General features: G+C 67.6%; 10 protein-coding genes. 6 read left to right on the forward strand and 4 right to left on the reverse strand.

All coding sequences use genetic code 11. The features are described 5' to 3' along the window. Positions 1-51 precede the first annotated feature (51 nt). Together ccmI and BLR19_RS07120 are read right to left on the reverse strand one after the other, a co-directional pair. Positions 52-870: a c-type cytochrome biogenesis protein CcmI gene (gene ccmI, locus BLR19_RS07115; protein WP_091748829.1), complete on the reverse strand. Its 819-nt coding sequence runs from the start codon at positions 868-870 to the stop codon at positions 52-54. A 44-nt stretch (positions 871-914) separates the two neighbouring features. Next, positions 915-2,270 (reverse strand): hypothetical protein, encoded by a 1,356-nt coding sequence (locus BLR19_RS07120; RefSeq protein ID WP_091748830.1) that lies wholly within the window; start codon positions 2,268-2,270, stop codon positions 915-917. Positions 2,271-2,435: 165 nt separating this feature from the next. Between BLR19_RS07120 and BLR19_RS07125 the strand changes: the two genes are divergently transcribed. Genes BLR19_RS07125 through BLR19_RS07145 form a run of 5 tightly spaced genes read left to right on the forward strand, consistent with a single transcriptional unit; the run spans position 2,436 to position 7,086 of the window. Then, on the forward strand, positions 2,436-3,368 hold the full coding sequence (locus tag BLR19_RS07125; RefSeq protein ID WP_091748833.1) for an ABC transporter ATP-binding protein: 933 nt from the start codon (positions 2,436-2,438) through the stop codon (positions 3,366-3,368). Beyond that, entirely contained in the window at positions 3,365-4,132 is a 768-nt protein-coding gene (locus tag BLR19_RS07130; protein WP_091748835.1) for an ABC transporter permease, read from the forward strand. The genes BLR19_RS07125 and BLR19_RS07130 overlap by 4 nt, the downstream gene beginning before the upstream one ends. Positions 4,133-4,174: 42 nt before the next feature. After that, positions 4,175-5,248, forward strand: a complete 1,074-nt coding sequence (locus tag BLR19_RS07135; protein WP_091748837.1) for a hypothetical protein — start codon at positions 4,175-4,177, stop codon at positions 5,246-5,248. A gap of 60 nt (positions 5,249-5,308) precedes the next feature. Continuing rightward, on the forward strand, positions 5,309-6,739 hold the full coding sequence (gene tldD / locus BLR19_RS07140) for a metalloprotease TldD (RefSeq protein WP_066552576.1): 1,431 nt from the start codon (positions 5,309-5,311) through the stop codon (positions 6,737-6,739). Between the two features lie 59 nt (positions 6,740-6,798). Further along, positions 6,799-7,086: a hypothetical protein gene (locus BLR19_RS07145; RefSeq protein ID WP_045809440.1), complete on the forward strand. Its 288-nt coding sequence runs from the start codon at positions 6,799-6,801 to the stop codon at positions 7,084-7,086. A gap of 3 nt (positions 7,087-7,089) precedes the next feature. Here the strand turns inward: BLR19_RS07145 and BLR19_RS07150 are convergent, their stop codons facing one another. Continuing rightward, positions 7,090-8,019 (reverse strand): TraB/GumN family protein, encoded by a 930-nt coding sequence (locus tag BLR19_RS07150; RefSeq protein WP_255366486.1) that lies wholly within the window; start codon positions 8,017-8,019, stop codon positions 7,090-7,092. A gap of 169 nt (positions 8,020-8,188) precedes the next feature. On the opposite strand from BLR19_RS07150, the gene BLR19_RS07155 reads away from it, so the two are divergent. Beyond that, positions 8,189-10,273, forward strand: coding sequence for a TonB-dependent receptor plug domain-containing protein (locus BLR19_RS07155; RefSeq protein ID WP_091748842.1), 2,085 nt, complete (start codon positions 8,189-8,191; stop codon positions 10,271-10,273). Positions 10,274-10,343: 70 nt separating this feature from the next. On the opposite strand, the gene BLR19_RS07160 is transcribed toward BLR19_RS07155, so the two are convergent. After that, positions 10,344-12,278: a peptide MFS transporter gene (locus BLR19_RS07160; protein WP_091748844.1), complete on the reverse strand. Its 1,935-nt coding sequence runs from the start codon at positions 12,276-12,278 to the stop codon at positions 10,344-10,346. Positions 12,279-12,378: the final 100 nt, after the last annotated feature.

Here is a 12,378-nt window from a genome sequence, read left to right on the forward strand (position 1 = left end):
CCAGGGACGGACCGGCGGCATATACCGCCGTCGTCGCGCAGGACCAACGCGTCATTGCGCGCCGCCCTTCGGCAGTCGGCGTTCCAGATCCAGACGGCGCGGATCGGCCGGGTCGAGCGCGGCGATCAGGGGCGTCCACAGGGTGCGCGCCCCGGCGGCGTCTCCGCGCCGCAACGCGGCCTCGCCCAGGAAGAAACGCGCGCCGAGCTGATCAGCGTCCAGCTTCAAGGCTTCGCGGAAGGCGGCTTCGGCGTCGCCCCCGATCTGGTTGTCGTTGGCGACGACCAGGCTTTCGCCCAGCCGCGCCCAGGCCTGGGCGTCACGGGGGTCCAGAGCGATCAGACGGCGAAAGGCGGAGGCGGCGCCCAGCGGATCGCCGGCGGCGAACCGGGCCGCGCCCAGCATGGCCAGCGCCTGCCGATCCTTGGGCCGTTCCTGAACGACCCGCGCGGTCACGGCCGCCAGTTGCGCTGGCTCCAGCCGATCCAGATTGGCGGCCCAATCGTCGACGCGCCGCTCATAGGCCTGATCCGGCAGGCCGGGCGAGCCGGTGAAGACATAGAGGCCCAGCGCGCCCGCGACCGTCACGCCGATCCCGCCCAGCACCCAGAACCGATCTCGGGCGCCGGCCACCGGGGTCGTGGTCGCCGAAACGGCAAGAAGCCGCCGCCCCGCCTCGGCGCGCGCGCCCACGTAGGCCGCCTCGTCCAGCAGGCCGCGCGCCTTTAGCCGATCCAGTTCCTCGATCTCGCGCGAGCCGGCCTGGGTTTCAGCCCCGGCCGCCGGATCCGCGCCGCGTCGCGCGCCGGTCAGCACCAGCAGGGCGGCCAGGGCCGCCGCCAGTCCCGTCATTATCCAGAACACGATCATCTTCGCCGTCTAACCCATCCGCGAACGTCCGGCGAGGCGTCGTTTCAGCCCAGCCGCGCCATTTCCGCTGAAGCTGCGCGTCGCCTGACGGCGCGCGCCGCCTCCAGCGCCTCGATCACGGTCAGGAACCGCGCCGCGACCCCGATCAGACGCAGCACATGGTCGGGATTTTCGGCCTCGCCGTCCGACAGACTGTTCAGCGCCTCGTCGGACCAGGTGGAGAGGTAGTCGGTCAGGTCGGCCTTCAATCCCGAGCGATCGGCTTCGCAACCGAAGGTGACGGCCGCGCCGCGCAGGGCCGCCACCGCCGCCAGCAGGGCCGCCGCCGCCTCGATCGGTTCGCCCTCGGCCGGCGCCTCCAGCCAGGGCGACATACGCGTCATGCGTCCGGTGATGACCTGACGCTTCATCGGCAGGGCGGCGTGGACGGCGCTGGAGGCGGACTTCATCAGACCCGAAAGCTGGCCCGACACTTGGACCCGCGCCATCCGCGCCGCCTTGCCCCAGCTTGAGTCGGGCCGCACCTGCAGGCTGTGGTCCATCTCGGCCAGCACGCCCGCGCACCAGTTGACGTCGTCCACCACGCCCAGCATCGCGGTCTCGCCGAGCGACGAACGGACCACGGCGGCGATCTTTTGCACCCGCGCCTGCACGGAGGTCAGCAGCCGCTCGACAAAGACGCCCATGTCGGAATGGCTGAGGGTGATTTCACGGTCGGCGAGGCGGCTGGTCCGCGTCACGACTCGCAGCATCCGCTCGGCGTCCGCCACATGGGCGAACAGGATGTCGATCATGCGCCGCCCTCCGTCCTGCGACATCGCCAGACAGTCCTGGATCAGCAGCCTGAGCCCCGCCAGCTGGTTGTCGTCGGGGCGTTCCAGCCAGACGGGCAGGCGCGGCAAGGCGCTGCGGGCCAGAGGCGTCAGGTCGAAACAGCCGGCCAGTTCGACCGGGGTGGATGGGGGCTGGTCGTCGGCGGGGCGCTGAAACTCCGGCCAGACGTCGCGCGGCCGGTCGCGCAGCACGGCGGCCGCCTTTGCGCACAGCCGATCGGCGGCCAGGGTCCATTCCCCGTCCACGGCCACGGCGCCGTCAAGCAGGGGCAGGAAATCCTCCTCGCCCCGCACCGCCTCGCGCCAGACCCGTTTCAGGACCAGAGGCGGAAAGGCCAGGGCCGGCACGCCGTCGGCGCGCGGCTGAAACAGCGGCAGCAGTGGGGCGAAGGCCGTGCCGCGACGGGCGCGATCGCGCGCCTCTGCGGCGACGATGTTCGCCAGTTCGGCCGCCTTGTCGCCCTTCAGCGCCGCCACAGCCGCGCCCAGCATCCCCAGCGATGCGTCGGGACAGGCCTCGACGATCGCCGTCAGAGCGGCGTGGTGGGCGGCGGACAGGGACGGCACGAAAGCTCCTGCCAAAACTCAACTCAGGCCGGCACCGTGCGACAATCGGGTTAACAACGACTTGGCGTCTATTGAGACGGCGCCGCCACTTGAGTCAGGCGTCAGGCACGCCATATTGCCGCCACACCCGGCCCGCGCCGCCGCGCGCGCCGGAAAGGAAAGCCCATGCCCGTAATCGAGATCGACGGCCTGACCAAGACCTACAAGTCGGGGCATCAGGCGCTGAAGCGCATCGACCTGACGATCAACAAGGGCGAGATTTTCGCCCTGCTGGGACCGAACGGCGCGGGCAAGACCACGCTGATTTCCATCGTCTGCGGCATCGTCACGCCCACCACCGGGACCGTGGTCGCCGACGGCCATGACATCCAATCCGATTTCCGCGCGGCCCGCACCAAGATCGGTCTGGTGCCGCAGGAGCTGACCACCGACGCCTTCGAGACCGTGCTGGCCACCGTCACCTTCAGTCGGGGCCTGTTCGGCAAGGCGCCGAACCCCGCCTTCATCGAGGGCGTGCTGAAGGACCTGTCGCTTTGGGACAAGCGTGACGCCAAGATCATGACCCTGTCAGGCGGGATGAAGCGGCGGGTGATGATCGCCAAGGCCCTGAGCCACGAGCCGGACATCCTGTTCCTGGACGAGCCGACCGCCGGGGTCGATGTCGAGCTGCGCCGCGACATGTGGGCTATGGTCAGAAAGCTGCGCGAGCGCGGCGTCACCATCATCCTGACGACTCACTACATCGAGGAGGCCGAGGAAATGGCCGACCGGGTGGGCGTGATCCTGAAGGGCGAGCTGATCCTGGTCGAGGAAAAGTCGGCCCTGATGAAGAAGCTGGGCAAGAAGACCCTGACGCTGAACCTGATCGAGCCGTTGGGCGCCCTGCCCGCCGACCTGTCCGACTGGGACCTGACGCTGAAGAACGAGGGCGGCGAGCTGGAATACAGCTTCGACGCCAACGCCGACGACACAGGCGTGCCGTCGCTGATCCGCCGGCTTGAGGCGCTGAACATCGGCTTCAAGGACCTGAACACCCGCCAGAGCTCGCTGGAAGACATCTTTGTCAGCCTGGTTCACCAGAACGGAGCCGCGGCATGACCTTCAACGGATACGGCGTCTGGGCCATCTATCGCTTCGAGATGGCGCGTGCGCTGCGCACCCTGTGGCAGAGCGTGGTCACCCCGGTCATCACCACGGCCCTGTATTTCGTCGTCTTCGGCGGCGCGATCGGCAGCCGGATGCAGCAAGTGGACGGCGTGCCCTACGGCGCCTTCATCGTGCCGGGGCTGATCATGCTCAGCCTGTTCACACAGTCGATCTTCAACGCCTCGTTCGGCATCTATTTCCCCAAGTTCACGGGGACGATCTACGAGATCCTGTCGGCGCCGGTGTCGTCGCTGGAGATCGTGCTGGCCTATGTCGGCGCGGCGGCGACCAAGTCGGCGGTGCTGGGCCTGATCATTCTGGCGACGGCGGCCTTCTTCGTGCCGCTGCAGATCCTGCATCCAGTCTGGATGATGGCCTTCCTGGTCCTGATTTCGGTGACCTTCAGCCTGTTCGGCTTCATCATCGGGGTCTGGGCCAATGGGTTCGAGCAGCTTCAGATGATCCCGATGCTGGTCGTGACGCCCCTGACCTTCCTGGGCGGCGCCTTCTATTCCATCGACATGCTGCCGGACGGCTGGCGCACGGTGACCCTGTTCAACCCTGTGGTCTATCTGATCTCGGGCTTCCGCTGGGCCTTCTATGGTCAGGGGGATGTGGCCATCGGCGTCAGCGTCGCCGCCACCCTGGCCTTCTTCGCCGTCTGCCTGGGCATCGTCATGTGGATGTTCAAGACCGGCTACCGGCTCAAGAACTGATCCGTCACGAAACGGGCCAGATCGCCAGCGATTGAGAAGACCATGTCCGACGACCAGAAGACCCCGCCCCAGCCCTTCGCCCGCAAGCCGGTGACCTGGGGCCGTATGCCCGCGACGACCTTCCACGTCGGGCCGGTGCCGGTCGCGCCCAATCCGCTGGACCGCATTCCCAATCCGCCGCCGCGCAAGCCCACGCCGCAACAGCAGCAGGCCTCGATCCACACCCAGAGCCTGGCCTCTGGCGTCGCGCCGGCCAAGGGTCAGACGACGCCCGCCAATCCCGCCCCGCGTCCGGCGCCCCGTCCGCAGGGGACAAGCATCTTGGGCGGTTCGTTGATCCCGACGGCGCGCCCGGCCCAAGCCCAGCCTCAACCCCAGGCTCCGATGCCGCCGCAGTCCAGGCCGCAGCCGGCGCTTGCCGCTCAACCCGATCTGACCGTGCGGCCCCTGCCCGCGCCAGAGACGACGCCCGCCCCTGCGCCGAAGCCGGTCGCGGCCGAACCTGTCGCCGCCCCAGCGGTCGCGGCCAGACCCGCTGTTTCGCCTGCGGCTGCGCCGATCACGCCCAGCTTCGCCCGTGCGCCCGCCAAGACCTCGCGCCTGCCGCTCTATGTCGGAGTCGGGGTCGTCGCCCTTCTGGTCGCCGGAGGCGGCCTGTGGTTCGCGATGCGTCCCGCCTCGACCCCGCCGGCGTCCACGCCCGCCATGGTCGCCGATGCGCCTCTGACCGCCCCGCCAGCCGATACGATTCCTGCCGACGCCGCCCCTGTCGTCGCGACCGAACAACCCGCGCCCGCTGCGACGACCCCCGCGACGCCCGCCCCCGCCGCTTCCGCGCCGGCAACGACGACGACGCCGCGCGCGACGACGGCCGCGCCCCGCACGCAGACGCCGACCCAGACCCAGACCCAGACCCAGGCGCCGGCCGCAACGACGCAACCGACGACGCGTGCGCCGACGACGGCCACCCCGGCGCCGTCCACGCCGGCGCCGACGGTCACGACCGAGCCGCTGGTGATCGTGCCGACGGCCCCGACGCCCGCCCCGACCGCTGCACGCCCGTCGATCAGCGATCCCGACGGTCCGGTGGTGACGCGGCCTCAGCCGCTGGACTGATCGGCGGTTTCGCGCGCCGGGGCAGGTGACGAAACGGCCTTCAGCCCCTACCTACAGGCCATGACCGTTCACGCCTCCCCGCCGCCCATCCTCGACGCCGCCGGCGTCGACACCGATGAAGCCCTGTCGATCCTGAAGACGGCCCTGGCCGGCGCCGACGACGGCGAACTGTTCCTGGAGCGGTCCGAGAGCGAGAGCCTGGTGTTCGACGACGGCCGGCTGAAGTCCGCCGCCTATGACGCGACCGAGGGCTTCGGCCTGCGGGTCGTGGCGGGCGAGACCGCCGGGTACGCCCACGCCAACGAGATTTCGGCCGCCGCCCTGCGTCGCGCCGCCGACAGCGCCGCCCTGGCCAAACAGGGGCATGAGGCCCGAGTCGCCGAAGGCCCCCGCGCCACCAATCAGAAACTGTATGGCGAGGTCGATCCCCTCGCCTCGCCCGCCTTCTCCGACAAGATCGCCTTGCTGGCCGAGATTGACGCCTGGGCCCGCGCCCGCGATCCGCGCGTGGTTCAGGTATCCGCCTCCCTGATCGGCGAACGTCGCGCCATCGAAATCCTGCGCGCCGACGAACGGGCGGTGCGCGATGTTCGCCCCCTTGTTCGGCTGAACGTCTCCGTTACCGTCGAACAGAACGGCAAGCGCGAGAGCGCCTCGTCCGGCGCCGGCGGCCGGGCCGGATTCGAGGCCTGGGTCGCGCCCGAACGCTGGCAGGCCCAGGTGGACGAGGCCCTGCGTCAGGCCCTGGTCAATCTGGACGCTGTCGACTGTCCGGCGGGCGAGATGGACGTGGTCCTGGGCGCCGGCTGGCCCGGCGTCCTGCTGCACGAGGCCATCGGCCACGGCTTCGAGGGCGACTTCCACAGGAAGGGCTCGTCGGTCTTCAACGGCATGATGGGCCAGCGGGTCGCCGCCCCCGGCGTCACCGTGGTCGATGACGGCTCGATCGCCGGACGGCGCGGATCGCTGTCCGTGGATGACGAGGGCACGCCCACCTCGCGCACCGTGCTGATCGAGGACGGGATCATGGTCGGGTTGATGCACGACCGGCTGTCGGCGCGGCAGCTCGGCGTCGCCGCAACGGGCAACGGCCGGCGCCAGTCCTTCGCCCATATGCCGATGCCGCGCATGACCAACACCTTCATGGAAGGGGGCAAGGATTCCAAGGCCGACATGATCGCCAATACGAAGCGCGGCCTCTACGCCGCCAACTTCTCGGGCGGCCAGGTGGACATCACCAACGGCAAGTTCGTGTTCCAGTGCAATGAGGCCTATCTGATCGAGGACGGGGTGATCACCGCACCCGTTCGGGGCGCCACCCTGATCGGCGACGGGGCCACAGCCCTAACCAAGATCCAGATGGTCGGCGACGACTTCGCCTTCGATCCGGGCGTCGGCGTCTGCGGCAAGGCCGGACAGGGCGTCCCCGTCGGCATCGGCCAGCCCAGCCTCAAGATCGGCGGCCTGACGGTCGGCGGCACCGCCGTCTGAGCGAGCGGAACCGTATCGCTGCAAAGGGTGTTTCCCCGCCACACTGGAGAGGAAACACCATGCCTACTGAACGCGAAGTCCAACATCCCGATGGCCGGGTTGAACGCATCACTGAAACCAGCGCGGCGCCCACCACGGTCGTCGAGCGTCGCGGCAGCGGAATGGGCGCCATCGTCGCCCTGATCGTCGGCTTGCTGGCCGTGCTGGTGATCGGCTACTTCCTGATGAACATGAACCGCAGCGACGCGGTGAAGGACAACGCCATCGCCGGTGCGGCCGAGAGCGTTGGCAACGCCGCCGACAACATCGGCGAAGCCGCCCGCGACGCCGTTCCGGAACGCAAGTAAGCTCTAGCGCGCCGATTGAGCGGGGGCGGAGGGGCGCCATTCGGGACCGATCGGTTCCAGCCCCTCCGCCTCCAACCGATCCAATACGCCGTTCGGCTCGGCCAATAGCCGCAAGGGCGCGATAGCGACGGTGACCCCGGCCTCGGCCAGCGCCTTGTCCACCGCCCTATTCCATATCCGACGCAGATCGTCCGCTTGGGCCATCACCGACCAGTAGGAACAGGCCGTCGCCGCCTTTTCCAGGGGCGAGTCTAATACCGCCGGAATCCGGCGCAGACGCCAGTTCTCCGCACGTTGCGCGCCCGCCTCGACCCCGGCCTCCGCCGCCGTCGCCGCAGCGTCGATGCAGTCGAGGTAGCGTTCCGGCGGCGTCGTCAGAACCTTTTCGATCAGCTCGTCACCCCTGAAGATGCCGACGGGTTCAGCGGGCGTGCGATTGGCGCGCGTCGCCTGACGAACCAGGCCGGACACCGGACGCCCTCCGCTACTGTAACCGCCCAGTTCCATCAGATCGCCCGACAGGATCAGCATGCTGTCGCGGGTCGGGCCTTCGCCTGTCAGGTTTTCGACCCGGGCCTCAAGGTCCGGTGACAGATAGTCGGCGCTGGTGCGCCCGTTCGGCAAACGAGTCAGCGTCCTAAATCGCCAGATCAGTCGGCCCACATCGGCCAGCGAGGCCCGCCCCTCGACGGGAAACAGGACGCGGTCGGCACGATCAACCGCCGAGATGAGAGCGTCGGTGCGCCACTCCATCTTTCTGGGCAAACCGTCGATCGATCCGACCAGGATCAGGACGCTGTCGCCGCGCCGCACCTCCCACATCGGCGCCTCGATCCGGCGGGCGGTGACGACGATATCCTCGACGGCGTCCGATTGCGCATCCTGCGCGACGGCAGGCGCGGTCGTCAGCGCCGTCGCGGCAAGTAAAAGCAATAAAGAAGATGAGCGTCTGATCATTACATTGCTGTAAACTTCATTACTGTCGCTGGCGTAATGAAATCGCTGTAATGATGTCGTCGATTTAATCCACCTTGCGGCCTTGTAACTGGAGATGAACGCGGCGGATCGGCACACCTCTCGCCAACACCCGAGGGGAAGACCAATGACAAAGACCCTGCTGCTGGCCAGCACCGCCCTGCTTTTCACCGCCGGCGCCGCATTCGCCGGCGACGCTTCCACCACAGATCGGCCACAAGTCGCCGAGGCCCCGGTGCCGACCGGCCCGACCAACCAGGCGCCCCTGGCCGACGCCAGCCAGCGCGGCGTACTGGTCTTCACGCCGGACTTCTTCGCCGCCCAGCGCCCGAATACGGCGCTCGACATGGTCAACCGCGTCCCCGGCTTCTCCATCGACAACGGATCGGGCGCGCGTGGCTTTGAAGGGGCGGTCGGCAATGTGCTGATCAACAACAACCGCCCCGCCTCAAAGAACGATTCGGGTTCGAACGTCCTGGGCCGGACCCTGGCCAATCAGGTCGAGCGCATCGAACTGATCCGGGGCGGTGCGCCGGGCATCGACATGCAGGGCTATTCCGTCGTCGTGAACGTCATCCTGAAGACGACCGACAGCCGCCAGTCGATCCTGACCTGGAACGCCATGCTGTTCGAAGGCGGCCATGACATCTATGGCGGCTCCTATCAGTTCACTCAGAACAAGGGCGACCGCAGCTGGGGCGTGACCCTGTCGGACGGCATGGGATCCAGCGATTCCAACGGCGTCGGCCGTTCGGTCCGTCGCAACGCCGCTGGCGATGTCATCCGCGACGAGCGGTACGAGAACGACGGCTGGGGCGGCGGCCAAGGTATTCGCGGCAACTACACCGGCCCGTTGTTCGGCGGAAAGCTGGAAGGCACCGCCCGCTATGGTCTGAACGACTATCAGAACTGGACCGAGCTTTCGTCGCCAACCTCCTTGCGCCGCAGCGACTACGCCGAAGACGGCGATTCCGGTGAGTTGGGCCTGACCTGGACCCGCACCCTGAACCCGCGCTGGACCCTGGAGACGCGTCTGATCCACGAGTTCTCCAGCTTTGACAGCGTCTCGGGCAGCAATGAGACCCTGAACGGGACGGCGGCGCCAGAGCAGCAGTTCAAATCCAACGGCGACTCGTCGGAATCCATCCTGCGCGCTCTGGTGCGTCACGAACGCTCGCCCGCCCTGACAATCGAGGCCGGCGCCGAGATCGCCTACAATATGCTGGACGTGAACCAGGCCTTCACCATCGGCGGCGTCGGCGTGCCCCTACCCAGCGCCTCGGTCAAGGTCGAGGAGACGCGCGGCGAGGCCTTCAGCAAGGCGACCTGGCGGATCAATCCGAAGCTGACGCTGGAGGGCGGCGTGCGCCTCGAGGCCTCCACCATCAGCCAATCGGGCGATGCGGATCAGGAAAAGAGCTTCTTCTTCGCCAAGCCGCGGCTGCTGGCGACCTGGACGCCGATGGCCGACAACCAGCTGCGTTTCCGCTTCGAGCGCGAACTGGGTCAGCTGGACTTCGGCGACTTCGCCGCCTCGGCTGAGCTGAGCGATGGCACGGTGTTCGGCGGCAACGTCGATCTGGAGCCGGAACAGCGCTGGATTTCCGAGCTGTCCTATGAGCGCCGCTTCTGGGGCGAGGGCGTGGTCTCGATCGGCTATCGCCACGACCGCATCATCGACGTGATCGACCGACTGCCGCTGCCCGGCGGCCTGTCGGCGACGGGCAACATCGGCGACGGAACGCTGGATCAGCTGTCGCTGAACGTGGTCGTGCCGCTGGACAAGGTCGGAATTTCGGGCGCCCGGTTCACCTTCAGGAACGATTGGAACAAGACCAGCGTCACCGACCCGACCACGGGCGAGGACCGCCGCATCTCGGGAGTGCGTCCCAGCCAGGCCAATGTCGGCTTCCAGCAGGACATCACCTCGTGGAAGACCCAGTGGGGGATCAACTGGCTGCCGCGTCTGGGACAGGCGACCTACGATCCGGACCAGACCTTCGCCTGGCGCGGTGCGGACTATCTGGAGGCCTTCGTCGAATACAAGCCCAGCCCGACCCTGTCGCTGCGCGCCCAGCTGAACCTGTGGGACGACTTCACCCAGCAGCGTACGGTCTACGCCACGCGCAATCCGCGCACGGTCGCCTTCGTCGAGGAGCGCTCCATCGACCCGCGCACCTTCGTCTCGTTGCGGGTCCGCAAGACCTTCTGAGGCCTAGGTCCGCGCAGCAAAAAGCCCCGGCGGATCGCTCCGCCGGGGCTTTTCCATGATCAGGCGTCGATCAGTGGCTAGGCGTCGAGGCCGCAGGACGGGCGACGTTGCCGTCTTCCTGACCGCGATCGTTCAGCGCAGGGCCAGGGTGGTTGTCCCCGTCATTGGCGCCATGCGACCAGCCCTTGATGAAGTGGCTGATGACAATGAAGGCCACGCCGATGCCCATCCCCCACAGGCCCAGCAGCTTGAACACTTCAAGCGACGTCTGCAGCGCAAGGCCCGGGTTCAGCACCTGGCCGCCCACAGTCTCCGTCCCCGCCAGGCCGGCGATCCAGCCGCCGACATATTGGGCGATGGAGCTGGCCAGGAACCAGACGGCCATCATGAAGCTGACCACCTTGGCGACGGACAGTTTGGTGATTTCCGACAGGCCCACCGGCGACAGGAACAGCTCGCCGGTCGTATGGAACAGATAGAGCAGACCCAGCAGGAGCAGCGGCATCTGGAAGGCCGAGTTGGCCATGCCGGCGCCCCACACCACGATCATGAAGCCCAATCCGACCTGAAGCAGGCCCAGGCCGAACTTCAGCGTAGGGTTGGGGTCCAGGTTGCGCTTGCCCAGGAAGGACCAGAGCGCGGCCATGATCGGTGCGAAGATCAGGATGAAGCCCGCATTGAACGACTGGGTCTGGGCCGCCGTGATGGTAGCGTCGATCCAGGGACCCGACGTGCTGAGACCGGCGGCGGCGATCTGGGCCGGGGTGCCGACGGTGACACCCAGAAGCTGGAACGCCTGCGGGGTGATGCTGAGATCGACGTTACGGTCGGCGAACAGGTTCAGCGATGTGCCGGCCTGTTCGAACAGGGTGAAGAAGACGACCGACCCGAAGATCAGCACCAGGGCCAGCATCATCCGCTCACGCTGCGCCTTGTTCTCGCAAACCTTGACGATGACGTAGAGGATGAACAGCAGCGACGCGACGGTGGCGGCGCCCAGGACCCAACCCACCAGGGCGTTGCGCTGAACCATGAACCAGACGACGCCGACGCCCAGGATGCTGAGCAGATAGATCGACCATTCGCGGTTGATCGGACCCAGCATGGGTTTGCTCAGATTGGCTTCGGCCGGAGGCTCGCCCTTGCCTTGCAGCAGGGGTTTGCCCAGCACGAAGACCACCCAGCCCAGCGCCATGCCGACGCCGGCCAGACCAAAGCCTGCCCACCAGCCGACGGTCTGACCCAAAAGGCCGCACAGCACCGCCGCCCAGAAGGCGCCGAGGTTGATGCCGTAGTAGTAGAGGGTGAAGCCGGAGTCCCGCCGCGGATCGCCCTGCGGATACAGTTGGCCCACGATCGTCGAGATGTTGGGCTTCAGGAAGCCGACGCCCATGATGATGAAGGACACCGCCAGATAGAAGACGTTCACGCCCGCCATGTCGCGGGTCGCGTCGATCTTGTATTCGCCGGTGGGCAGCACGGCCGGCAGCGGCGACGCGGCGGGCAGGCCCTCGATCGCCAGGCCGTTCTCGGCCGCCTCGAAGGCGTATTTCTGGCCGTTGACGACGATCGACACTTCACGCGCCGCACCGCGGCCTTCGGCGTCGATCTGATAGGTCTGACCGGCGTAGGTCAGGGTTTCGGTCGCGGGACGGCCCTCGAAGGCCATCATGCCGTGACCGGCGACCAGCAGCAGGGCGCCGAAGGCGACGGCCTTGCGGGTGCCGATGAAGCGGTCGGCCATGATGCCGCCCAGCAGGGGCAGCAGATAGACCAGCGAGGTGTAGGAGCCGTAGGTCGACCCCGCCATGGCGTCGTCGAACAGGAAGTGTTGCGTCAGGAAGAAGATCAGGATGCCGCGCATGCCGTAGTAGGAGAAACGCTCCCACATCTCGGCGAAGAATAGGATGATCAGTCCGCGCGGGTGGTTCTTGAGGATCTGCATCAGCACCGGCACGCCCGTGGCGAAGGTGATGATCAGTCCAAGGGCGACGACGATGTTCATGCGCGCGTCCCCCTAATCGTCTTCACGCGCCGTGTAAGTCGCGCCTTCCCCAAATCCGTCCTCAACGGCTCACTCCCAACTGCCGCGCCGCTTATCGGGC

Origin of the sequence: Brevundimonas sp. 374 (assembly GCF_900102995.1) — a bacterium.
Classification (GTDB): domain Bacteria; phylum Pseudomonadota; class Alphaproteobacteria; order Caulobacterales; family Caulobacteraceae; genus Brevundimonas; species Brevundimonas vesicularis_C.

What these genes read in the sequence shown, in the direction of transcription:
- ccmI (WP_091748829.1), bottom strand. Translation starts at nt 870, where the DNA reads ATGATCGTGTTCTGGATAATGACGGGACTGGCGGCGGCCCTGGCCGCC.
- BLR19_RS07125 (WP_091748833.1), top strand. Translation starts at nt 2,436, where the DNA reads ATGCCCGTAATCGAGATCGACGGCCTGACCAAGACCTACAAGTCGGGG.
- BLR19_RS07160 (WP_091748844.1), bottom strand. Translation starts at nt 12,278, where the DNA reads ATGAACATCGTCGTCGCCCTTGGACTGATCATCACCTTCGCCACGGGC.
- BLR19_RS07145 (WP_045809440.1), top strand. Translation starts at nt 6,799, where the DNA reads ATGCCTACTGAACGCGAAGTCCAACATCCCGATGGCCGGGTTGAACGC.
- tldD (WP_066552576.1), top strand. Translation starts at nt 5,309, where the DNA reads ATGACCGTTCACGCCTCCCCGCCGCCCATCCTCGACGCCGCCGGCGTC.
- BLR19_RS07135 (WP_091748837.1), top strand. Translation starts at nt 4,175, where the DNA reads ATGTCCGACGACCAGAAGACCCCGCCCCAGCCCTTCGCCCGCAAGCCG.
- BLR19_RS07155 (WP_091748842.1), top strand. Translation starts at nt 8,189, where the DNA reads ATGACAAAGACCCTGCTGCTGGCCAGCACCGCCCTGCTTTTCACCGCC.
- BLR19_RS07130 (WP_091748835.1), top strand. Translation starts at nt 3,365, where the DNA reads ATGACCTTCAACGGATACGGCGTCTGGGCCATCTATCGCTTCGAGATG.